The sequence below is a fragment of the Tistlia consotensis USBA 355 genome (genome assembly GCF_900177295.1).
In the GTDB taxonomy this organism is placed as follows: domain Bacteria; phylum Pseudomonadota; class Alphaproteobacteria; order Kiloniellales; family DSM-21159; genus Tistlia; species Tistlia consotensis.
Genome location: NZ_FWZX01000003.1, coordinates 130,235 through 153,663 on the forward strand (window position 1 = coordinate 130,235; position 23,429 = coordinate 153,663).

17 protein-coding genes are annotated in these 23,429 nt (G+C 70.7%); 6 read left to right on the forward strand and 11 right to left on the reverse strand.

The features are described 5' to 3' along the window. The first annotated feature begins 3 nt into the window (after window positions 1–3). The gene (gene nhaA, locus B9O00_RS06045) at window positions 4–1,950 is read left to right on the forward strand and encodes a Na+/H+ antiporter NhaA (protein ID WP_085121569.1); all 1,947 of its coding nucleotides are present in this window, start codon (window positions 4–6) and stop codon (window positions 1,948–1,950) included. Window positions 1,951–2,105: 155 nt separating this feature from the next. On the opposite strand, the gene B9O00_RS06050 is transcribed toward nhaA, so the two are convergent. The 7 genes from B9O00_RS06050 to B9O00_RS06080 form a co-directional block, all read right to left on the reverse strand. After that, on the reverse strand, window positions 2,106–2,555 hold the full coding sequence (locus tag B9O00_RS06050; protein ID WP_089229654.1) for a cupin domain-containing protein: 450 nt from the start codon (window positions 2,553–2,555) through the stop codon (window positions 2,106–2,108). Then, window positions 2,555–4,351 carry a succinate dehydrogenase flavoprotein subunit gene (sdhA, locus tag B9O00_RS06055; protein WP_085121570.1) on the reverse strand — a complete coding sequence of 599 codons (1,797 nt, stop codon included), beginning with the start codon at window positions 4,349–4,351 and terminating at the stop codon, window positions 2,555–2,557. Before sdhA ends, B9O00_RS06050 begins: the two co-directional genes overlap by 1 nt. Then, window positions 4,348–4,530, reverse strand: coding sequence for a hypothetical protein (locus B9O00_RS06060; RefSeq protein WP_085121571.1), 183 nt, complete (start codon window positions 4,528–4,530; stop codon window positions 4,348–4,350). Before B9O00_RS06060 ends, sdhA begins: the two co-directional genes overlap by 4 nt. Window positions 4,531–4,570: 40 nt before the next feature. Then, window positions 4,571–5,281 (reverse strand): SDR family NAD(P)-dependent oxidoreductase, encoded by a 711-nt coding sequence (locus tag B9O00_RS06065; protein ID WP_085121572.1) that lies wholly within the window; start codon window positions 5,279–5,281, stop codon window positions 4,571–4,573. Between the two features lie 53 nt (window positions 5,282–5,334). Next, window positions 5,335–7,542: a xanthine dehydrogenase family protein molybdopterin-binding subunit gene (locus B9O00_RS06070; protein WP_085121573.1), complete on the reverse strand. Its 2,208-nt coding sequence runs from the start codon at window positions 7,540–7,542 to the stop codon at window positions 5,335–5,337. A gap of 2 nt (window positions 7,543–7,544) precedes the next feature. Next, complete coding sequence (locus tag B9O00_RS06075; RefSeq protein ID WP_085121574.1) at window positions 7,545–8,015, reverse strand: (2Fe-2S)-binding protein; 471 nt, start codon at window positions 8,013–8,015, stop codon at window positions 7,545–7,547. Between the two features lie 239 nt (window positions 8,016–8,254). Then, on the reverse strand, window positions 8,255–9,094 hold the full coding sequence (locus B9O00_RS06080) for an enoyl-CoA hydratase/isomerase family protein (RefSeq protein WP_085121575.1): 840 nt from the start codon (window positions 9,092–9,094) through the stop codon (window positions 8,255–8,257). Between the two features lie 332 nt (window positions 9,095–9,426). Between B9O00_RS06080 and B9O00_RS34340 the strand changes: the two genes are divergently transcribed. Then, complete coding sequence (locus B9O00_RS34340; RefSeq protein WP_322111185.1) at window positions 9,427–12,573, forward strand: acetolactate synthase large subunit; 3,147 nt, start codon at window positions 9,427–9,429, stop codon at window positions 12,571–12,573. A 16-nt stretch (window positions 12,574–12,589) separates the two neighbouring features. Here the strand turns inward: B9O00_RS34340 and mug are convergent, their stop codons facing one another. Both mug and B9O00_RS06100 read right to left on the reverse strand, forming a co-directional pair. Then, a complete protein-coding gene (gene mug / locus B9O00_RS06095) occupies window positions 12,590–13,120 on the reverse strand; it encodes a G/U mismatch-specific DNA glycosylase (protein WP_085121707.1) in 531 nt (176 codons plus the stop codon). Between the two features lie 26 nt (window positions 13,121–13,146). Further along, window positions 13,147–13,788: a TetR/AcrR family transcriptional regulator gene (locus B9O00_RS06100; protein WP_085121577.1), complete on the reverse strand. Its 642-nt coding sequence runs from the start codon at window positions 13,786–13,788 to the stop codon at window positions 13,147–13,149. Window positions 13,789–14,022: 234 nt separating this feature from the next. Between B9O00_RS06100 and B9O00_RS06105 the strand changes: the two genes are divergently transcribed. From B9O00_RS06105 to B9O00_RS06115, 3 genes are read left to right on the forward strand one after another with little or no spacing between them, the layout of a single operon-like run. Beyond that, window positions 14,023–15,150, forward strand: coding sequence for an HlyD family secretion protein (locus B9O00_RS06105; RefSeq protein ID WP_085121578.1), 1,128 nt, complete (start codon window positions 14,023–14,025; stop codon window positions 15,148–15,150). Next, window positions 15,147–16,643, forward strand: a complete 1,497-nt coding sequence (locus tag B9O00_RS06110; RefSeq protein ID WP_235017047.1) for an MFS transporter — start codon at window positions 15,147–15,149, stop codon at window positions 16,641–16,643. The genes B9O00_RS06105 and B9O00_RS06110 overlap by 4 nt, the downstream gene beginning before the upstream one ends. 49 nt (window positions 16,644–16,692) lie before the next feature. Beyond that, entirely contained in the window at window positions 16,693–17,640 is a 948-nt protein-coding gene (locus tag B9O00_RS06115) for an aldo/keto reductase (RefSeq protein WP_085121579.1), read from the forward strand. A 47-nt stretch (window positions 17,641–17,687) separates the two neighbouring features. On the opposite strand, the gene B9O00_RS06120 is transcribed toward B9O00_RS06115, so the two are convergent. After that, complete coding sequence (locus B9O00_RS06120; RefSeq protein WP_085121580.1) at window positions 17,688–19,448, reverse strand: MOSC and FAD-binding oxidoreductase domain-containing protein; 1,761 nt, start codon at window positions 19,446–19,448, stop codon at window positions 17,688–17,690. Window position 19,449: 1 nt separating this feature from the next. Then, window positions 19,450–20,229 (reverse strand): response regulator transcription factor, encoded by a 780-nt coding sequence (locus tag B9O00_RS06125; protein ID WP_200808417.1) that lies wholly within the window; start codon window positions 20,227–20,229, stop codon window positions 19,450–19,452. Between the two features lie 87 nt (window positions 20,230–20,316). Here B9O00_RS06125 and B9O00_RS06130 point away from each other — a divergent pair, with 87 nt between their 5' ends. Next, window positions 20,317–23,295, forward strand: a complete 2,979-nt coding sequence (locus B9O00_RS06130; protein ID WP_200808418.1) for an ATP-binding protein — start codon at window positions 20,317–20,319, stop codon at window positions 23,293–23,295. Window positions 23,296–23,429 lie beyond the last annotated feature (134 nt).

Sequence of the window (23,429 nt, forward strand, 5' to 3'; positions counted from 1 at the left end):
GCCATGACCAAGGGCCAGATCCCCGAACGCCTCCGGGCGCGCCTGCAGCGCCCCGTCGATCCGGAGCGCGACCACCTCCGTGGCGGCACCGCCCCGGCCGGCGTGACCACCATCGTCCTCTACGGCGACTATCTCTGTCCCTACTGCCGGCGCCTCAGGATCGTTCTCGCGCGACTGCGCGAAGCGCTGGGCGGGCGACTCGCCTACGTCTACCGCCACTTCCCGAACGAGGCGGCGCACCCCGGAGCGACGTTCCTGGCACGCGCCGCAGAGGCCGCCGGCAGGCAGGGCCGCTTCTGGGAGATGCACGACTGGATCTACGAGCAGGAGCTGCCCCTGGCGGAGCCGCAGGCGCAGGTGCAGGACGCCGCCCGCGCCTTCGGCCTCGACCTCGACCGCTTCCGGCAGGATCTCGAGAGCGAGGAGGCGGGACGGCGCGTCGGGAGCGACCTGAGCGAAGGCCGCCGGAACGGCGTGACCGGGACGCCGACGCTGTTCCTCGACGGCGAGCGCTACGACGGCGCCTGGGACTTCCACTCGATGCTGGAAGCCCTGCAGCTGCCGATGGCCTCGCGCCTCGGGCGCTCCGCGCGCGCCTTCGCCAACCTCCCGGCCTCCGGCGGCCTCGTGCTGCTGTTGGCCGCCGCCGCGGCGCTGCTCTTCGCGAACACGGCCCTGGCCCCCTTCTACCGGGCCTTCATCGGCCTCGACGTCGGCATCGGCCCGCCCGGCAAGCTGCTGTCCCTGAACCTCGCGGAATGGTTCTCCGAGGGCCTTCTGGCGGTGTTCTTCACGCTCATCGGGCTCGAGATCCGGCGCGAGGTGACTTCCGGCGAGCTCTCCAGCCTGCGCGCGGCGATCCTGCCGGTGGTCGGCGCGCTCGGCGGCATGCTCGCGCCGGCGCTGATCTACCTGAGCCTGAATGCGGACGGCCTGCCGGAAGGCTGGGCGGTGCCGACGGCGACCGATATCGCCTTCACGATCGGCATCCTGGCGCTGCTCGGACCGCGGGTGCCGGCGAGCCTGCGGGTCTTTGTCGCCGCGCTCGCCGTGGTCGACGACGTGCTCTCGGTCCTGACGCTCGCCGTCTTCTACCCGCAGGACTTCGAGCCGTCCTGGCTGCTGCCCGCTGCCGCCGCGGTCGGCCTGCTGTTCCTGCTCAACCGGGCGCGGGTCTACGCGGCCTGGCCCTATCTCCTGACCGCCGCACTCCTCTGGGTCTGTCTCCATGCCAGCGGCGTCCACGCCGCGCTCGCCGGCATCGCGCTCGCCGCCTTCCTGCCGACGCGGCCCGCGCCGGCGGTCGCGCCCCTGCTGGCCCAGGCCGCGACGGCCCTGTCGACGCTGGAGCACGCCGAGAAGCAGGCGCGGGGAACGAGCGCCGGACCGGTCAGCATCGCCGGGGAACCGCTGTGGGAATGGGCGAGCCGGAACCTCTCCGCGGCCAGCGACCGGCTGCTTTCGCCGGCGGACCGGGTCGAGCGGGCGATCGCGCCCTGGAGCACCTACGTCATCCTGCCGCTCTTCGCCTTCTCCGCGAGCGGCGTCCGGCTCGATCTCGACATGGCGGCGCCGGACGCCGGGCAGGTGCTCGCCGGCATGGTGCTCGGACTCGTCGTCGGCAAGCCGGTGGGCATCGCGCTCGCCTCCCTCGCCGCGGTCAAGACACGCCTGGCGGTGGCGCCGGTGGGCGTAGCACCGGGCAGCTTCGTCGGCGCTGCCATGCTCTGCGGCGTCGGCTATACGGTCGCCCTGCTCCTCGCCGACCAGGCCTTCCCCGACGAAGGCTATGCCGCGGTCGCCAAGTCGGGCGTGCTCGCCGGATCGGTTCTGGCCGCAGCACTCGGAACCCTGGTGCTGATGACGCGACCGGCCGCCGCGCGGACGAATGCGTCCGACCAGGTCGTCCTCGACGGCAAGGACCCAGCGATCGCCGAGAACAACCGCTAGCTGCCCTGGCCAGGAAGCCTCTCGGAACGGCCCAAAATAGTCGCATGATTTCAATGCGATGGCTCGATGGCAGAGTGGTCATGCAGGGGACGGTGAACGGACGGGCGACCTCGCCCGTGTCCATCATGGCCGCAGCAAACCGCACACACCGTGCGTCAGGGGGCTCCGCGCGGATCGTCGGCGGGGTCGAGGTAGTCGAGGCCGAGGGGCCCGGCGCCGATGACCTGAGTCACGTACTCGCCGGACTTCGCCCAATGGAAATGCGGCGTGCCGCCGGGCAGGACGATGACCGTGCCGGCCGGATAGGCCTGCACCCTGCCGCCGTCGAAGCGCTCGCCGAGCCCGATGTAGAAGACGCCGGACATCACCGTGTAGATCCGGTCCTCCGGGTGGCGGTGCGGCATCAGCCTGACGCCGGCGGGCACCCTCACGCGGACGACGTAGAGGCCGCTCCGCGCGGGCTGTCCGAGCAGGACGGCGAGGCGGACGGACGGCGGAAAGGCCGGAAAGGCCCGCCACTCGACGTCCGTCGGCAGGATCGACCTGAAGGCGGCCTCGTCGACAAGGGCAATGCGGTTCCAGGCCTCGGGGATTCGCTGGCTCATCAGTAGACCCGCTCCTTCGGGGGAATCGAGGCGACCTCGTTCGAGAGCGGCTGCAGATGGACGGGGCGGTAGTCGAGCCGCACGCCGCCCTCCTCGTCCAGCCAGGCGTAGCTGTGCTTCAGCCAGCCCTCGTCGTCGCGCTTCGGAAAGTCCTGCCTGGCATGGGAGCCGCGGCTCTCGGTCCGGCCGATCGCCGACTGCAGGCTGACCGTCGCCTGGGCCATCATGTTGTCCAGCTCGAGCGTCTCCGCCAAGTCGGTGTTGAAGATCATCGAGCGGTCGGTGACGCCGATGTCGCTCCGCAGGCTCGCCGCGATCTCGGCGAGCCGCTCCCTGCCCTCTTCCAGCAGGGGGCCGTCGCGGAACACGGCGCAGTGGCGCTGCATGACCCGCTGCAGCGCCGGGCGGATCGTCCCCGCGCCGACCCCACCCTTCGACCAGCGGATACGGTCGAAGCGCAGGATCGCGCGGTCGGTCGCTTCCTGGGGAAGCGGCGCATGGCGCTCGCCCGGCCGCAGCGTCGCGACAGCGCGTGCGGCTGCCGCGCGGCCAAACACGATGATGTCGAGCAGCGAGTTGGAGCCGAGCCGGTTCGCGCCGTGAACCGAGACGCAGGCGGCCTCGCCGATCGCCATCAGCCCGGCGACGACCGCTTCCGGATCGCCGTCGCGCCTGGTGACGACCTCACCGTGCAGGTTGGTCGGCACGCCGCCCATGTTGTAGTGCACGGTCGGCAGCACCGGGATCGGCTCGCGGGTAACGTCGACGCCGGCGAAGATCCGCGCGGTCTCGCTGATGCCGGGCAGGCGCTGGTGCAGAAGCTCCGCGCCGAGATGCTCCAGATGCAGGATGATGTGGTCCTTCAGCGGCCCGCAGCCGCGGCCCTCGTTGATCTCGATCGTCATCGCCCGGCAGACGACGTCGCGTCCGGCCAGGTCCTTGGCGCTCGGGGCGTAGCGCTCCATGAAGCGCTCGCCCTCGGCATTCGTGAGGTAGCCGCCTTCGCCGCGCGCGCCTTCAGTGATCAGGCAGCCCGAGCCGTAGATGCCGGTCGGATGGAACTGGGTGAACTCCATGTCCTGCAGCGGCAGGCCGGCGCGCAGCACCATGGCGTTGCCGTCGCCGGTGCAGGTATGGGCCGCAGTGCAGGAGAAGTAGACCCGGCCGTAGCCGCCGGTCGCCAGCACCGTGCGGTGGGCGCGGAAACGGTGCAGCGTGCCGGCCTCCAGGTTCCAGGCGACGAGGCCCCGGCAGGCGCCGTCGTCGTCCATCAGCAGGTCGAGCGCCAGGTACTCGACGAAGAACTCGGTGCCGTGCCTCAGGCACTGCTGGTAGAGCGTGTGCAGGATGGCATGGCCGGTGCGGTCGGCCGCGGCGCAGGTGCGCTGCGCCATCTGCTTGCCGTAGCCGATGGTCTGGCCGCCGAACGGCCGCTGGTAGATCCGCCCGTCCGCGGTGCGCGAGAAGGGCACGCCGTAGTGCTCGAGCTCCAGCACCGCTGGCACGGCCTCCCGGCACATGTACTCGATGGCGTCCTGGTCGCCGAGCCAGTCCGAGCCCTTGACCGTGTCGTACATGTGGAAGCGCCAGTCGTCGCCGTCGCCCATGTTGCCGAGCGAGGCGGCCATGCCGCCCTGGGCCGCCACGGTGTGGCTGCGCGTCGGGAAGACCTTGGTCACGCAGGCGGTCCTGAGGCCCGACGCCGCCATGCCCAGGGCGGCGCGCAGCCCGGCGCCGCCGGCGCCGACGATGAGCACGTCGTAGAGGTGCTCCTGGATCTCGTATGCCTCGGTCATGGCCGTTCCCGTAACACGGCGATCGTTCCCGGCGAGGCGTCGGCCTCGTGCAGCGCCCGCACTCGCCCGGCGCCCGCGCCTGCCACGGCATGCAGGGGCCTCAGGGCGGTCACGACCCCGCCGGCAACGACCAGCCCGATGGCGAATGCGAGGACGATCGAGGCTACCTTGGACTCCATGGCAGGTCTCCCGGGTCGGGGGCAACGGTTCGGCGCCGGATCAGTGGCCGGCGCTCTGGCCGCCGTCGACGTGCAGGATCTCGCCGGTCACGAAGGGCGCGGCCTCGAGGTAGAGGATCGCCTGGACGATGTCGGCGATCTCGCCCATGCGCCCCATCGGGTGCAGGGCGGCGAGCGCCTCGTGGGTCTCCGGCGGGTGCATCGGCGTCCTGATGACGCCCGGCGCCACCGCGTTCACGCGGATGCCGCGCCGGGCGTACTCGATGGCAAGCGAGCGCGTCGCCGCGTCCAGGCCGCCCTTGGTCAGCGACGCCAGGACCGAGGGCACCTTCGAGCTGGCGTGGCCGACCAGGCTGGTGGTGATCTGGACGACATGGCCGCTGCCGCGCTTCTCCATCTCGGCGACGGCGAGCTGGGTCAGGTGGAAGAAGCCGGCGACGTTGACGCCGACGATCGAGGCGAAGTCGGCCTCGCTGTAGCCGGTGAAGGGCCTGGCGATGAAGACCCCGGCGTTGTTGACGAGCGTGTCGATGCGCCCGAACCGCTCGACGCCTTCGGCCAGGACGCGCTCCGCGGTCTTGCGCTCGGCGATGTCGCCGGCCACGGCGAGGACGTCGGCGTCGTTCGCCGGCTCGATCGAGCGGGCCGTCGCGACGACGCGGTAGCCCTGGCCGCGGTAGGCCTCGACCAGGGCCGCTCCGATGCCCTGCGACGCGCCGGTGATGACGGCAACCTTCTTGTCGGCACTCATCTCGGATCTCCTTCCGCCCAGGGGGCGCGTTGTCAGGGGGCGCGTTGTCTCGGTCACGCCGAGTGCTTCAGCGCCGCCGGATCGACCGGCAGTTTGCGCAGCCGCTTGCCGGTGGCCGCGAAAATCGCGTTGGCGACCGCCGGCATGATCGCCGAGGTCCCGGGCTCGCCCATGCCGCCCGGCGGCTCGCTGTTCCGGACGATGTGCACCTCGACGCTCGGCGCCTCGTCGATCCGCAGCATGCGATAGCTGTCGAAGTTGGCCTGGACGACCCGGCCGTTCTCGATGGTGATCTCGCCGTAGAGCGCGGCGGTGATGCCGAAGACGACCGCGCCCTGGACCTGGGCCTCGATCGTGTCGGGATTCACGACGCTGCCGCAGTCGAGGGCGCAGACGACCCGGCGCACCCGGACGCTGCCGTCCCCCGACACCTCGACCTCGGCGACCTGCGCCATGTAGGTCGCGAAGACGAACTGCAGCGAGACGCCGAGGCCGACGCCCGCGGGCAGCGGCCGGCCCCAGCCGGCCTTCTCGGCCGCGAGGTGGAGGACCGCCCTGGCACGCGGCGCCTGGTCGAGCAACGCGCTGCGGTAGGCGACCGGATCCTGCCCGGCCGCGGCGGCGAGCTCGTCGATGAAGCTCTCGGTCACGAAGACGTTGTGCGACGGGCCGACGCTGCGCCAGAAGGCGGTCGGCACGCCCGGCGGCTCGACCCGGCGGTACTCGACCCGCAGGTTCGGCAGGGCATAGAGCAGGTCGATGGCGCCGTCGGTCGTGTCGGGGTCGAGGCCGTCGTTGAAGGCCTGGGGCAGCCAGCGCGCGATGACCGAGGAGCCGGCGAAGCGGTGGCTCCAGGCGAGAGGCCTGCCGTCGCTGCCGAGGCAGGCCGACAGCCGGTCGAAGAAGACCGGCCGGTACAGGTCGTGCTGGATGTCCTCCTCGCGGCTCCAGATCACCTTGACCGGACCGTCGACGTGCCGCGCGATCTCGACGGCGCGGACGATGCCGTCGACCTCGAGGCGCCGGCCGAAGCCGCCGCCGATCAGGTGGTTGTGCAGCGCGACCCTGTCCAAGGGCAGGCCGGCGGCCTGCGCCGCGGCCCGCTGGGCGCGCGCCGGCACCTGGGTGCCGACCCAGACGTCGCAGCCGTCTTCACGAAGATCGACGGTGCAGTTCATCGGCTCCATCGTGGCGTGGGCCAGGAAGGGCACCTGGTAGGTCGCCTCGACCCGGGATGCCGCACCGGCCAGCGCAGCCCCGACGTCGCCGACCGTCTGCGCGACCGTGCCGGGGCCGTCGGTCGCCTTCTCGAGCTCGCCCAGGATGGCGGCGGAGTCGAGCCGCGCATGCGGCCCCTCGTCCCACTCGATCGCAAGGGCGGCCAGTCCCTTGAGGGCAGCCCCCATGTGATCGGCCACCACCGCCACGGCATCGTCGAGCCGCACGACCTGGCGCACGCCCCTGACCGCCCTGGCGGCCCGGTCGTCCAGGCTCTTCACCCGGCCGCCGAAGACCGGCGACTGCGCCAGGGTCGCGATCTTCACGCCGGCCGGCCGGGCATCGATGCCGAAGACCGCGGTGCCGTCGACCTTTCCGGGCGCGTCGAGGCGCCTGACCGGCGTTCCGATCAGCCGGAACTCGGCCGGGGCCTTGAGGGCGACCTTGCCGGGCAGCGGCAGGCGCGCCGCGTCGGCGGCCAGCTCGCCATAGCCCAGGCTCCGCCCGCTCGGCTCGTGGACCACCGCCCCGCGTCGCGCCCGGCAGGCGCCCGGCTCGACGTTCCAGCGTGCCGCCGCGGCCGAGACCAGCAGGGTCCTGGCAACGGCACCGGCTTCGCGCAGCGGCAGCCAGGCTGCCCGGATCGCGGTCGAGCCGCCGGTCGCCTGCACGCCGGCCAGCAGCGGATTGCCGTAGAGCTTCTCGTCGGCCGGCGCGTGCTCCAGGCGAATCTGATCGAGATCGACCTCCAGCTCCTCGGCGATCAGCATCGGGATCGCGGTATAGGTGCCCTGGCCCATCTCGACGAAGGGCATGACCAGGGCGACCCGGCCGTCCCGGCCGATCCGGATGTAGGCGTCGGGCGCGAAATCGCCGGTGCCGGCGGCCGCGGCCGCCGCGGTGCCCAGGCTCAGGCGCAGCCCGAGCAGCAGGCCGCCGCCGAAGGCGACGCCGGCGCAGAGGACGCTCCTGCGCGAGACCCGGACCGCGCAGGTCGAGGTCAGCCGCTCGGCGGATCGGGCGGTGCAGTGCTTGCCGGCCATGGTCAGTCTCCCTTCGCGTTCGAGCGCGCCGCCGCCCTGATCGCCGCCCGGATCCGGGGATAGGTGCCGCAGCGGCAGATGTTTCCCGCCATCGCGACGTCGATCTCGGCGTCGGTCGGGTCCGGATTGCGCGCCAGCAGGGCGGAGGCGGACATGATCTGGCCCGACTGGCAGTAGCCGCACTGGGGCACCTGCCCCTCGAGCCAGGCCTTCTGGACGCTGGCGCCGGCCGCCGTCGCCCCGACCGCCTCGATCGTCGTGACCGCGGCGTCGCCGAGACTGTCGACGCGGGTGATGCAGGAGCGGGTGGCGACGCCGTCGAGCTGCACGGTGCAGGCGCCGCAGAGCCCTGCCCCGCAGCCAAACTTGGTTCCGGTCATCGCCAGGACGTCGCGCAGCACCCAGAGCAGCGGGGTGTCGCCGTCGACGTCGACGTGATGGGTCGTTCCGTTGACTGTGATGTCGTAGGCCAAGGCCGCCTCCCGTCGTGGAAGCTCGTCAGAGCCGGTCGAAATTCAGGAACTCGAACGCCCGAGATCTCAAAATCACAGGACGTTTCACAGTGCTCGCACAAAAAATCGCAATAAAATATCAGACAAAGGTATCGTATATACTTTCTTATACTGCGCGATCACGATCGCTCGGGACCAGCAGCGCCCCGCGACCGGCCGCTCCGACCGGACGGGCCGGTCGGCGCGACCGGAAGCGAACGTCAGAGACCGAGCTGGCCGACGTGGTGGCCGAGCCGCTCCTCGACGTCGCCCGCCCGGTGGAAGCCGCGCTCCATCAGGGTCCTGATCCGCGCCTGGGCCGCGGGCCGGCCGAAGGCGGTGAGGAAGGCGCCCCACTCTGGCGCGATCTCGGAATCGGGCGGCAGGCTGGCCAGGTCGACCAGGCGCTTGGTGTCGGCGATGGCCTGCTTGTCGAACGAGGCGATCCGCTGCGCGAGCGCCTCGACGAAACCGTCGAGCTCGGCGTCCGGCAGGGCGCGGTTGACGTAGCCATAGAGCTCCGCGAGCGCGCCGCCGATGTCGTCGGCGCCGAGCAGCACCTCGAGGGCCCGGCCGCGGCCCATCAGGCGGGGCAGCCGGGCCATCGGCCCGCCTCCCGGAACCAGGCCCGCGCCGACCTCCCACTGCGACAGGATCGCCTTCTCGCGGCTGGCGAAGCGCAGGTCGCTGGCGAGCGCCAGCTCGCTGCCGACGCCCGTGGCGCGGCCGCGGATCGAGGCGATCGAGACGACCGGCGCGCGGCTGAGGCGCACCAGCAGGTCGGGCAGCGGCGGCAGGCCGGTCGGCCCGGGCGGCAGGCTCGTGGTCTCTTCGGGATCGGCGAGGAAGTCGTAGTGGGTCAGGAAGAAGCCCTCGACGGCGCTGTCGAAGACCACCACCTTGACCTCCGCATCGGCTTCGAGCGCCGAGACGACCTCGCCGAGCTGCGGGATCGCCGTCGGCCCGAAGATGTTGAGAGGCGGGTTGTCGAGGATGACGCGCCAGTAGAACGGCGAACGCCGCTCGAGGCGGATCTGCCGCGCGGCTTGCAGGTCGTGCATCGTTGCCTCCGGATTCCTGACGTGTTGCGACGGCTCTGGAGGCAGAGGGTCGCGCCACGCGCCACCCGGGTCCATCGGACCAAGGTATCGACGATACCTTCGTGTCGGCCGCGGCGGCAGGCTGCCGCCATGGCCCGCCCCGGGGATCCTTCGACGCGGCCGTAAGCCTTCGCCGGTGCCCGGAAGACGAGGAGAGCCGCCTTGCCGGCACCGCCTTCCCTGCCGCCGCGATGGCAGCGGTCTGCGGCGGAGCGGGGTCGGCGACACCTTCGTCCAATGGCACGGGCTGCCGCCGCCTGCCATCTGAGAACACCGCAAGGTGAGAGGGCGGCATGGGCGAACGATACGACGCGATCATCGTCGGCACGGGCCAGGCCGGGCCTCCGCTCGCGGCCCGCCTGACCGGGGAGGGCATGAGGACGGCGATCGTCGAGCGCGACGCGTTCGGCGGCACCTGCGTCAATTCCGGCTGCACCCCGACCAAGACCTTGATCGCCAGCGCCCGTGCCGCGCATGTGGCGCGCCGGGCCGCGGACTACGGGGTGATCGTCGGCGGCGAGGTCGCGGTCGACATGGCCCGGGTGAAGGCGCGCAAGGATGCCGTCGTCCGCCGGTCCCGCGAAGGACTCGCGAGATGGCTCGGGGCGATGGAGAACCTGACGGTCTACCGGGGCCACGGCCGCCTCGAGGGCCCCCGCCACGTCAGGATCGACGGCGCTCTGCTGGAGGCGGAACGGATCGTCCTGAATGTCGGCGCCCGGGCCGCAGTGCCGGACATGCCGGGCCTAAGGGAAGTGGACTACCTGACCAGCACGACGATGATGGAGGTCGATTTCCTGCCCGAGCATCTCGTCGTCGTCGGGGGCAGCTATGTCGGACTGGAGTTCGCGCAGATGTACCGGCGGTTCGGCAGCCGCGTGACCGTCGTCGAGATGGGCCCCCGCCTGATCGGGCGCGACGACGAGGACGTGTCGGATACGGTGAAGGAAATCCTGGAGGGCGAAGGCGTCGAGGTGCGCCTCGATGCCGCGTGCGTCGGCGTCGCGCGGCAGGCCGGCAAGGTGGCGGTCGGGCTCTCCTGCAAGGACGGGCCGCCCGAGGTGATCGGCTCGCATCTGCTGCTGGCCGTCGGACGCCGCCCGAACACCCACGACCTCGGCCTCGACACGGCCGGCGTAGAGACCGACGGGCGGGGCTACATCGTGGTCGACGACCAGCTTCGGACCAGCGTGCCCGGCATCTGGGCCGTGGGCGACGTAAACGGCCGCGGTGCCTTCACCCATACCTCCTACAACGACTACGAGATCCTGGCCGCCGACCTGTTCGGCGACGACCGTCGCCGGGTGTCGGACCGGATCACGGCCTATGCGCTCTACATCGATCCGCCGCTGGGCCGCGTCGGACTGACCGAGCGGGAAGTGCGGGCGTCGGGGCGCAAGGCCCTGATCGGCAAGCTGGCGATGACGCAGGTGGCGCGCGCGCGAGCGCGGCGAGACCCAGGGTTTCATGAAGATCGTGGTCGATGCCGAGACGGACCGCGTTCTCGGTGCGGCGATCCTGGGGATCGGCGGCGACGAGGTCGTCCACTCGCTGCTCGACGCGATGTATGCCGATGCGCCCTACCCGGCGATCCGGCGTGCCGTCCACATCCACCCGACGGTGTCGGAGCTGATCCCGACCATGCTGGGCGGCCTCCGTCTCATGGAATAGGCTGCGCCAGGCGGGCCGGGACGCCGGGCTGCGGTACGCCCCGACGGGGCATGCCGTTGCGCCTCCGGCCGCGCCGACGCAAATCGCGGCTCGCCACGTCGGCGGGGCAAGCACGGACAGGGAGACCGCTCATGCCGAAAGGCGCCGACCTGCTGATCGCCGCCCTCGAGAACGAGGGGGTGGAGCGGATCTTCGGCATCCCGGGGGAAGAGAACCTCGATGTCGTCGAGGCGCTGCGCAAATCGTCCATCGAGCTGGTCCTGACGCGGCACGAGCAGGCCGCCGCCTTCATGGCCGCCACCCACGGCAGGCTCACCGGCCGGCCCGGCGTCTGCCTCACGACGCTGGGCCCGGGCGCTCTCAACCTCACGACCGGGGCCGCCTATGCGCAGCTCGGCGCCATGCCGATGATCATGATCACCGGCCAGAAGAGCATCCTGTCGTCCCGGCAGGCGCGCTTTCAGATCGTCGATGTGGTCGCGGTGATGAAGCCGCTCACCAAGCTGTCGCGCCAGATCGTGTCTCCCGCCACGGTGCCGACGATCGTGCGCGAGGCCTTCCGGGTCGCCGAGCAGGAGCGTCCGGGGCCCGTCCACCTGGAGCTGCCGGAAGACATCGCGGCCGCGGAGACGACCGAGACCGGCACGATCCCGCCCCATCCGGTCGAGCTTCCGCTCGCGAGCGATGCGGCGCTCGATCGCGCGGCGGCGCTGATCGTGAACGCCCGGCGACCGCTGGTCATGCTGGGTGCCGCGGCGTCGCGACCGCGCTCGAGCTCCGATCTCGCCCGCTTCGTCGTCGAGTCCCGGATCCCCTATTTCACCACCCAGATGGGCAAGGGCACCGTGCCGGGCGGAACCGAGCTCTACATGGGCACGGCGGCACTGTCCGAGCGCGACTACGTCCACGAGGCGATCGAGCGGGCCGACCTGATCATCACCATCGGCCACGACACGGTCGAGAAGCCGCCATTCATCATGGGCCCGCAAGGCCCCCAGGTCGTCCACATCGGCTACCAGCCGGCGAGCGTCGAGCAGGTGTACTTCCCGCAGGCGGAGGTCGTCGGCGATCTGGGCCCGTCGCTGCGGCTCCTCGCCGACCGCGTGGCGGGCAAGCTCCCGAACGCCCAGGCGCTGCTGCCGCTGCGCGAAGGGATCCTGCGCCGGATCGCGGCGCGCGCGACCGAGCCGCGCCTGACCCCGCAGCGGCTGGTGCACGACGTCCGGCAGGTCATGCCGCCGGACGGCATCCTCGCCCTCGACAATGGCATGTACAAGATCTGGTTCGCGCGGAACTACCGCACCCAGGTCGCCAACACGCTGCTGCTCGACAACGCCCTCGCGACCATGGGCGCAGGCCTGCCCTCCGCGATCGCGGCGGCCCTGCTCCATCCCGACCGCCGCGTCATGGCGGTCTGCGGCGACGGCGGCTTCATGATGAACAGCCAGGAGCTGGAAACGGCCGTCCGGCTCGAGCTCGACCTGGTCGTGCTGGTCATCGAGGACCGGGCCTTCGGCATGATCCGCTGGAAGCAGGCGGTCGACGGCTTCGCCGACTTCGGCATGACCTTCGACAACCCGGACTTCGTGAAATACGCCGAGGCCTACGGCGCCTCGGGAACGCGGGTGAATCGGATCGAGGAGCTGCAGCCGGCGCTCGAGGCGGCGTTCGCCGGCGGCGGCGTCCATCTCGTCGTCGTGCCGATCGACTATTCGGAGAACAAGCGGGTCCTGGTCGACGAGCTGCAGCAGCGGCTGCCGGTGACCTAGCGGCTCGCCGCGGCCTCTACGATTCGGCGTGAGAGCCCGTCCGGTGCAACGCTCGCTGGAGCTCGCGATAGGCGCAGACCAGCTGGTCCAGGCTGAACGCCCTGTTCCGCCCGCTGGGATTGGGCAGCACCCACGGCCTGGCGCCGCCGAAGGTCGCGGCTTGCGGTCCCCAGGCGAGGTCCCGCCGATCGACCAGGGCGGCATAGGCAGCCTTGCCGAGAAAGGCGACGAAGCGCGGCGCCGCCCGGGCGATCTTTCCTTCGAACCGCTCGGCGGCATCGGCGAAGTCCCGGGCCGACAGTTCATCCGCCCGCGCCGTCGCCCGCCCGACCACCGCCGTCAGCCCGCATCCGTATTGCAGGATCGTGCGGTCGTTCTCGGGACGGATCTCCTCCGGCGTGAAGCCTGCCAGGTGGACGGCGCGCCAGAAGCGGTTGGTCCTCGCGACGAAGTGATGGCCCGCGGCGGCGGCCGACAGCGCGGGATTGATGCCGCAGAAGACGACCGCGAGGCCTGGGGCAAGGATGTCCGGCAGCGGCGCCGCCACGACCTGCCGCTCCGGACCGCCTACGGTCATTCCGCTGCCCCGCGCGATCCGCAGATCGCGCCGACGGCCTTGCCCGCGAGCTTGCGGAGGCTGGCCCGCGACGCGCCGGCGCGGGCGCGGACCGCGATGGTCTGCAGCGTCGCGATGGCGAGTACGGCGAGCGCGGCGGGATCGGCGTCGCCTCCCAGCTCGCCATGCTCCTGCGCCGCGCGGAAGCAGGCTTCGAAATCGCGGTCCAGCGTCCGCAGCCCGGCCGCGAGGCTGTCACGGACGTCGCGGTCGCCGAGGGCCTCCGTGACCGCCGTGCCGATCACGAAGCAGCCGCGCGGGCTGCCGTCGCCCGAGAAGTAGATCGTCAGCGCATCCTCGTAGACACGCATCAGCCTGTCCCGCAGCGGCCGGTCCTCGGCGAGCCTCCCGCGCATCGCCGCGAGCGTGCTCTGCCAGTACTGCTCGAGCGCCGCGAGATAGAGCGCGTGCTTGTCGCCGAAGGCCGCATAGAGGCTCGGCTTGTTCATGCCGGTCGCGGCGCAGATCTCGGCGAGCGGAGTGCCGGCATAGCCGGCACTCCAGAAGGCCTCCGTGACACGACCGAGCGCCGTGCGCGGGTCGTAGGCCGGAGGCCGTCCACGGCGCCTCGGCTCCGCGTCCTGCTTTTTCTGTACCATCCGGTAAAAATTCCTTGCGCTACGTTCCTGCGGTCAATATTTGTACCACACGGTAAGAAAATCAAGGCCGCCGGCGCCAAGGCCGACACCTTGGTCCAATGGCCCCGGTAGCCCGGGCGCACCACCTCGGTGGCCATGCGCTTGCGGCGCCCGGGCGGGGATCCCAGCGATCCGGGGAGGGCACCGCCGCTTGCGGATGCCCGGACCGCTCCAGCTGATGTGGAACGTCACGCGATGGACATGCACGTCGAAGGTGCAGCGCTCGAAGCCGGGTCCCGGCGCCGCACCGCCAGGCCCCGCAGGCCCCTGAGGCAGCGCGCGCGCCGGCCGCTGATCGCCGCCTTCCCGATCGTGCTGGCCGTCGCAGGCGGCGCGAGGTACCTGGCGGACGAGCCCTACGTCACGACCGACGACGCCTTCGTGCGTGCCGCGATGTACTCGATCAACGCACGGGTCGCCGGCCAGGTGGTCGAGATCGCGGTGGTCGACAACCAGCAGGTCCAGAAGGGCCAGCTGCTGTTCCGGCTCGATCCGGAGCCCTATCGGATCGCCGTCGAGCAGGCCGAGGCGGACCTGGACAGGACGTGCCTCGAGATCGACGCCCTCAAGACGAAATACCTGCAGCAGCTGGCCGAACTGCGGGCGGCGAAGCATGCGGCGGCCTTCGACGAGCACGAGTACCGGCGCAAGAAGGCGCTGATCGCCTCCGGATTCACCTCGAGGGCGGTGCTCGAGCGCGCCGAGACCGACGTCAAGGTCGCCAACCAGAACAGCGCAGCGATCGAACAGCAGATCGCGAGCACCGTCGCCGCCCTGAGCGGCGATCCGAACATCGAGCCCGCGCGTCACCCCACGGTGCGTGCGGCCAGGGCACGGCTCGACCGGGCGAAGCTGGATCTCTCCTACGCCGAAGTGCGGGCGCCGGAGGACGGCACCGTCACCAGGGTGGACGATCTGCAGGTCGGCGACTACGTCAGCCCGGGCGCCGCCGTCTTCTCGCTGCTGTCGAGCCGGCAGGTCTGGATAGAGGCGAATTTCCGGGAGACCGGCCTGGCTCACATGCGGCTCGGCCAGCCGGCGACGATCGACGTCGACGCCTACCCGGACGTCACCTTCAAAGCGCACGTTTCAAGCATGAGCCCGGGCACGGGCTCGGACTTCGCGATCCTGCCGCCGGAGAACGCGACCGGCAACTGGGTCAAGGTCGTCCAGCGCCTGACCGTCCGGCTCGAGCTCGACGAAATGGATCCGAAGCGCCCCCTGTTCTCAGGCATCAGCGTCACGGCGCGGGTCGATACCGGCTACCACCGCTCCTGGCGCCGCCTGCTCGCCGCCGTGCTGCCGGCGGGAGTCGTCGAGTGAGCGCCGCCCGGCCGGAGGGCGCCGCCGGCGGCCATCGCGCGCTGACGGTCGCGGCCTTGCTGGCGACCTACATGCAGGCGGTCAACATTTCCCTGCCGAACGCGGCCTTACCGTACATGCAGGGCTCGCTCTCGATGGCTGACGACGAGGTCGGCTGTATCTTCTCCTCGTACATCGCGGCGGGGGTCGCCGTCCTGCCGATGACGCCCTGGCTCGCACAACGTTTCGGCAGAAAGGCAGTCTACCAGGTCTCGCTCGCCGTCTTCGCCCTCGGCCTGGTGCTGGACGTCCGTGCGACGACGAGCATCGAGTTCGTGCTCGCCCGGATCGTCCAGGGGCTCGCGGGCGGCACCATCGCTCCCCTGTCCCTGGCGATCCTGCTCGACGTGCTGCCGCCGGTGCGCCATCCGCGGGTCAACCTGACGTGGACGGTGCTCCTGCTGCTCGGCATCTGCACCGGCCCGGCGATCGGCGGCTGGCTCAGCGAATACTACGGCTGGCCGTCGATCTTCCACGTCAGCCTGCCGGTGACGGCGTTCGTGCTCCTGGTGGTGGCCCTGTCGCTTCCCGAGAAGAGGCCGGCGCAGACCTTGCCGTTCGATTTCTTCGGCCTGGGTACCGCTTCGCTCGGCATCACGGGGCTGCAGATGCTGCTCGACCGCGGCGAGCGCCTCGAATGGTTCGCCTCGCCGGAAATCTGGGCGGAGGCCCTCGCCGCGGCGCTGGGCTTCTATTTCTTCGCCGTGCACGTCCTGACGGCGGAGACGCATTTCGTCGACAAGGCGCTGCTCAGGGATCGCAACTTCGTCCTCTCGACGATCATGTACTTCGCCCTCGGCTTCGTCCTGCTGCCGACCCTGGCCCTGACCTCGCCGATGCTGGAGGAACTGCTCCGCTATCCGGTCGACACCGCCGGCTACATGACGATACCGCGCGGCATCGCGCTCGTCGGGGCGCTGGTGCTGATGAGCTTCCTGCCGGCCCGACTCGACAACCGGCCGTTCGTGGCCGGCGGAACGGCTCTCGTGGTCTATGCCAATTGGCGGATGCTCGGCTATTCGCCGACGATGGACTGGTGGCCGGTGGCGGCGGCAGGGCTCGTCCAGGGCGCGGGCCTGGGCATCATGATGCCCGCGCTCGCCAGGACGGCGTTCGTGACGCTCCACCCGAGGTTCCGTCCCGAAGGCGTCGCGGTCTTCAACCTGGCGCGCCTCTACGGCAGCACGATCGGCATCGCCGTCGTCCAGATCTTCTTCTACGACAACACCCAGGCCGTGCATCTGGCGCTCGCCAGGCACCTGACGCCGCATCGCGCCGGCCTCCAGGGTGCCGCTTCCCTGTCGAAGCAGGCCCTGGCCGGGCTCAACGAGCTGGTCACCGGCCAGGCGGCGGTCATCGCGGTCATCGACCAGTTCAAGATCCTGATGATCGTCATGCTGGTCGCGAGCCCGCTCGTCCTGTTCCTCCGCAGACAGCCTCCCCCGACGAGATAGGCCCGGCTCCGATGGTCTTGCGGCGCAACCCGGGCAAAGGACAGAGGACATGACAACCGAGGACACGCTTCGCGATACGAGGATTCCTCTCAGCGACGGATCCGGCGCGCTTCCGGCCGTCGGATTCGGCACGCTGATTCCCGACCCCGTCGCGACCGGGCTGGCCACGAAAGCTGCGTTGCAGGTGGGATTTCGCCATCTCGACTGTGCGGAGCGCTACGGCAACGAGGACGCGGTCGGCAATGCCATGCAGGAGGTCTTCGGGCACGGCGCGATCCGCCGGCAGGACCTCTTCGTCACCACGAAGCTGTGGAACACCAATCATCGGCCGGAGCGCATCGCGCCCGCCTTCGAGGCGAGCCTGCGCAGGCTGCGGCTGGACTACATCGACTGCTATCTGATTCACACGCCCTTTGCCTTCCAACCCGGCGACGAGTTCCATCCGACGGACGGACAAGGGCGGGTGATCTACGATTCCGGCGTGACCCTGCTGGAGACCTGGCAGGGCCTCGAGCGCCTCGTGGACGAGGGGCGATGCAGGGCGATCGGCCTGTCGGACATCACGCTGGAGAAGCTGCGCGAGATCGTTGCGGTTGCGCGAATCAAGCCGGCCGTGGTGCAGGTCGAGTCCCATCCCTATCTCCCCGAATGGGACCTGCTCGACTACTGTCGGGCGCACGGCATTGTGCTGCAGGCCTTTGCCCCTTTGGGGCACGCCATGGAGCCGAAGGTCATCGACGACCCGGTGATCACGGCGATCGCGCGGCGTGTCGGCAGGACCCCGGCCCAGGTCGCCCTGGCCTGGGCCGTGCAGCGCGGCACCGCCTTTCTGACGACGTCGACGTCACCTCGCCATATCCGGGAGAACTTCGAGATAGCGGCACTGCCGGAGGACGCCCTCAGGGAGATCCGGGACGGCGTCACGACGCGCAATCGCTTCAACGCCGTCGTCGAGACCGGCGTGCCCGGGTTCATCCCCCGGGCAGGGTCAAACTGACCGGAGGAGCTGCGCGACGGTCTGGAGGGGCGATGTCCGATCAGCCTTCACAGGTCGATGACGACGTCGCTCACCGGTCGTGCGCAGCAGATGAGGAGGTTGCCGCCGGCAGGCCGCTCGAGCGGCTCGGGCTCATGGACGACCTGCCCCGAAACCAGGCCGCACTCGCAGCTGTGGCAGACCCCCGCCCGGCACGACCAGCGCACCGGGACATCGCAGGCCTCGGCCAGCTCCAACAGGGACCCGTAGGCGGACGCCTTCCAATGCGCGGCGACGCCGCTGCGCGCGAACGAGACGAGCGGGCCGGTGTCGGCGTCGTCCTCGGGGCGGTGCGGAGCGCGTGCCGCCCTGCCGACGACGCCGGGCGTCTTCGACGGCGTGCCGCTGAACAGCTCGACGTTGATGCGCTCCGGCGCCGTGCCCCGGGCCGCGAGCGCCTCTTTCATGTCCGCCATGAACCCGGGCGGTCCGCAGAGGTAGACGTCGGCCTCTCGCGGCACGCCGAGCTTCTCCAGGGCCGCTCGCGAGAGGCGGCCGGCGGCGTCGAAGTCCACGCCTGGTTCGTCGTCCGGGCCCGGCCGGCTGTAGCAGACGTAGCTGCGCGCGTTCCGGAGCGTGGAGAGCAGGCGACGGACCTCGGCGGCAAAGGGATGATGCCGGCGGTCGCGGGCGGCGTGCAGCCAGAAGACCTGCCGAGCCGAGGCATCGGCCGCCAGCGCATGCAGCATGGCCAGAACGGGCGTCGCCCCTATGCCCGCGCTCAGCAGGACGACCGGCCGATTTCCGCCTTGAAGAACGAAGCTTCCGCGCGGGGCACTGACATCGAGCACGGCGCCCGGGCGGACATGCTCCCGCAGGTAGGTCCCCGCCGCCCCGTTCGGCTCGAGCTTCACGCTGATCCGATATCGCTCGGCCGACGCAGGGCCCGAGAGCGAATAGCTGCGGAAGAACGCCGCGCCGACCGCGGAGCGCTGGAGACGCAAGATCACGAATTGGCCGGGCAGAGGCCTCGGCAGCGGTCCGCCGTCCGCCATCTGCATCGTCAGCGAGATGACGTCAGCGGATTCCTCGTCGATCGCCATGACGAGATGCGGCCGGAACCCGGGTGCAACCGGATGCATGGCGGCCGCCGGCGCAAGCCCCGCATTGCCGCGTCCTGCAGCCGGCTGGCTCTTCACCAGCGCCTCGAACGACGCGCGCCATCCGGGCGAAAGCGCGTCGACCCGCAAGGCCCGTTCCAGGCGATCGCGCGGATGCTCGGGTGAATAGAGGAGCGCGTTGATCTCCGCGACCGTCATTCGCTCCCGGGCCTCGCCGACCAGCACGATCTCGTCGCCGGCGCCGACCTCGCCCTCCTGCACCACGCGGAAGTAGAAGCCGGTGCGCCCGCTGGATGTCAGCAATGCCGGCATCCGGGGCTCGTTCATCCGAATGCCGACGCGATAACAAGTTACGCGCGGTTGAGTGACCTCGAACAGCGCGCTTCCGATCCGGTAGCGATCGCCGATGCAAACAGCATCGTCGGGCAGCCCTTCGACCGTGAAGTTCTCGCAGAACTGGCCGGGGACGAAGTCGGCCCTCTGCAACTGTTTCTGCCAATGGCGATAGGAGTCGATCTGGTAGACGAAGACGGCGCGATGTTCGCCACCGTGTCCGGCCATGTCGCCCTGCCCGTCTCCTTCGAGATTCAGCCGGCAGACCCGACAGCGGCCAGGCACGGGACGCTTCCAGATCCCGGTGCGTACCGTGCGACCCTTCCACTCGATGTCGCGCGGAAGTCCGACGTTTACCGACAACAGTCGAGCCATGTCACCTCGCTCGCTCCCGGAGGACGCTGGTGGTCATCGGGACCACGCGCCGGGCCAGGAGGGGCCGGCGCGCGGCCGCCAGGCTAGCCCGCACGCCCAGCCTCGCCGCGATGCCGACGAGGTCGGCGAGCGAGCGCACTTCCATCTTGCGCATCACGCGGCCCCTGTGCGCCTTCACGGTGATCTCGCTAATCCCGAGATCGCCGCCGACCTGCTTGTTCATCAGCCCGGCCACGACCAGCGCCATGACCTCCTGCTCGCGGCGGCTCAGCGCCGCGTAGCGCCGTCGAAGCTCCTGCAGCTCCGCAGCCTGGCGCAACGCCGCCTCGCTGCACTCCAGGGCATGCCCGATCGCGCTCGGCAGGTCGCCCCCGTGGGGGCCCTCGGAGGTGATCCGGCTCGCTCTGTCGCTCGCCGCCTGGACGACCATCAAGACCTCGCCGTGGCCCCTGACGAGGACGACGGGCGTCTCGCGGTGGTCGGCCGCGATGCGGTGCTGGAACTCGAGGCCCTTGAGATCCGGAAGGGCGACATCGACGACGAGACAGCTCGGACCCGGGACCGGCGGACGAGACAGGAACTGCTCGAGGGTGGCGAAGATCTCGACCTGCCAGCCCGAAGGGCGCAGCAGGATGCCGAGCAAGTCGCGGACCGCGACTTTGTCGCCGACGACGAAGACGGTCGGCATCCGGCACGGCGGGGCGAGCGTCGGCGTGGCCCGCGACAATCGCAGGTCTCGGCTCGTCGCGGTGGCTGCAACCAGGTCGCTCATGACGGTCATCGGGACTCTCCTCGGATGCGTCAGGGCTCTTCCACGGCCCAATCATCGGACGGTCGCCGGTCGCGAGTCCTGAAGCGGACCTGAATAGTGCTGAAGAATGCTGTTCAGGCGCTCGCGGCGCCCGCCCGAGGCGCGGACCAGCCGGTCTACGGCTGCTTGTCCGTCGGGAACCTCTTCACTACAACTTGCTGGTCCAGAACCCCGGGTGCTCGCTCCTTGCCGCAGTGCGAACCAGTGGTTTTCGAGTCCCGCGGGTGGGAGATCGATCTCGCACGGCGGGAGCTGCGCGCGCGGGGCAGCCCGGTGCCGATCGGCAACCGGGCGTTCGAGATCATCGAGACACTGGTGCGATCCGCCGGGGAGCTCGTCACCAAGGACGATCTCATGAGTCGCGTCTGGCCCGGCGCGATCGTCGGGGACAACACGCTCCAGGTCCATATCTCCGCGATCCGCAGGGCGTTCGGCGCCGATCGCGGCATGCTCAAGACCGTGGCCGGCCGCGGCTACCGGCTGCTCGGCGACTGGACGATCCGGGAGCGGAGCGCGCCGGCGAAGCGGCCGTCGGGCAGTCAGGTCCGGACGGCCTCCCACCCCTTCCTGACCAACGTACCGGTCGCGGCCTCGGCCCTTATCGGGCGGGAGACCGCCGTCCAGCACCTGCGCGACCTGCTGTCCGCCTACCGGGTCGTGACGCTGGCGGGCCCGGGCGGAATCGGCAAGACGGTGCTGGCATCCGAGGTGGCCCGCAGGCTGGTCCCGGCCCTCGAGAGCGACGTCCTGCTCGTCGAGCTCGTCTCCCTCTCGGATCCGGAGCTGGTGCCGTCCGCCGTCGCCTCGACCCTGGATCTGCAGCTGCGCGGCGACGAGATGTCCCCGGCAGCCGTTGCCCGCGCGCTCGGCGGCAGGAAGGTGCTGCTGCTCCTGGACAACTGCGAGCATGTCATCGACGCGGCGGCGACCATGGCGGAGACGCTCCTGCGCCTCTGCCCACATGCGACAGTCCTGGCGACGAGCCGCGAGGTGCTGCGCATCGAGGGCGAGGTCGTCTACCGCGTTCCGCCGCTGGAGGTGCCGGCCGAGGACCTGGAGGCATCGGACGAGGTGCTCGAGCACAGCGCGGTGCAGCTTTTTGTCGCAAGGACGAGATCGCTGCGGTCGGACTTCCAGCCGCAGGCCGACAAGCTTCCGGTGATCGGGTCGATCTGCCGGCAGCTCGACGGCATTCCCCTCGCCATCGAGCTCGCGGCGGCCCGCGCGGCGACGCTCGGCATCCAGCAGGTCGCCGGACGCCTGGACGATCGCCTGGCCCTGCTGACCGGCGGCCGGCGCACGGCACTGCCGCGGCACCAGACCCTGCGGGCGACGCTCGACTGGAGCTACGAGCTGCTGCCCGAGCCGGAGCGGCGCCTGCTGCGGCAGCTCGCGATCTTCCCGGCGGGCTTCACGCTCGAGGCCGCGATGGCCGTCTCCGGCGACAGCGAATCGAGCGTCGCGCTCGGCATCTCGAGCCTGGTGACGAAATCGCTGGTCGCCCTGGACGGATCTGAGGCCGCCCGGCGCTGGCGGCTGCTCGAGACGGTCCGCGTCTATGCGTTCGAGAAGCTCGCCGACAGCGGGGACCAGGGACAGGTCGTGCGCCGCCATGCCGAATTCTGCCTGTCTCTCTTCGCTCCCTTCGCCGTCGAGGGCGAGCTGCAGGCCGCTATCGACGACCTCGCCCGCTTCCGCCGGGAAGTCGACAATCTGCGGGCGGCCCTGAGCTGGGCCTTTTCGGCGTGCGGCGACACGTCTCTGGGGGTCGCGCTCGCCGCCACGGCGACCGATTTCTGGGTCGCCGTCTCGCTGGTCGCCGAGTGCTGCGAGTGGGCCGGCAAGGCGCTGGCGGCGCTCGGCGAGGCCGCGGGAACGTATCACGAGATGGTCCTGCAGTGCGGTCTCGGCTTCGCCCTGATCTTCACCCAGGGGATGGGCGCCGCGCCGCGCGAGGCCCTGATACGCACTCTCTCGCTCGCGCGGCAATCCGGTGACTTCGACTATCAGCAGCGCGCGACCTACGGTCTCTGGCTGTTCTCCGCCCGCGCGATGGCGCTGGATGACGCGCTGGCTTTCGCCCGCGAGTACGAGGAGGTCGCCCGCGTTCGCGGTCTCCAGTCCCGGGCGATGGCCGCCTGGCTGGTCGGCATCCCGCAGACCTATCTGGCCGCGCACGACGAAGCCGGCGAGCGGCTCCGATGGGCGATCGACCACTATCCGGTCGAACGGCGTCGCCGGGACATGATCCGCTTCGCCAGCGACCTGCGTGCCTCGGCCATGAGTCACAACACGGTCAATCTGCTGTCGCAGGGTCTGGTCGCGGCCGCGTCGCAGACGGCCATGAGCGCGATCGAGGAGGCTCGGCGCACGAATCAGCCGACCGTGCTCTGCGTCGCCCTGGCCTGGGCGGCCGGCTTCGTCTTCCTGAGCCTGGACGAGCTGGAGCTGGCGCAGGGCTGCGGCGAGGAGCTCGTCGACCACGCCGAGAGGCACGCGCTCCATCCCTTCCATGCGGTCGGCCTCTGCGTGCAGGGAGCCCTGGCGGCGCGGCGCGGCGATCCCGAGGGCGGCGTGGCTCCCCTGCGGTCGGGCCTCGCCGAAATGGCGCGCGCGGTCTACTTGCTGTTCTATCCGTTCTTTCGGGCCGAGCTGGCGGCCGCGCTGGCCGCGAGCGGTCTCTTGGACGACGGCCTGGGCGAGATCGACGAGGCGCTGCGCTTCGCGGAAACGTCGGGCTATCTCTGGTTCGTGCCGGAGATCCTGAGGATCAAGGGCGAGCTGCTCGCGCGACGGGGGCTCGACGACCCGGCGCCGATCGAGGACCTCTTCCGCAGATCGATGGCCCAGGCGCGGGCGCAGAAGGCGACCTACTGGGAGCTGTCGTCGGCCACGAGCCTGGCGGAGCACCTGTGCCGTCACAACCGGCAGGCAGAGGCAGGGGCGGTGCTCTCCCCGGTCTACGGCCGGCTCACCGAAGGCCTGTCGGCGCCGAGGGTCAAGCGAGCCAGGGCCCTGCTGGATCGGTTGGCCTGACGGCAGGTCGACGGACCGACGGCAACGCGTCGGGAGCATCGGCCGATACCAAAGGGTCGCCAATACCATCGTGCAATCGCCCGGGTGCCGTCGCGCGCCGACTTGAGAGGACACGAGATGCCGCCGGCAGCGGC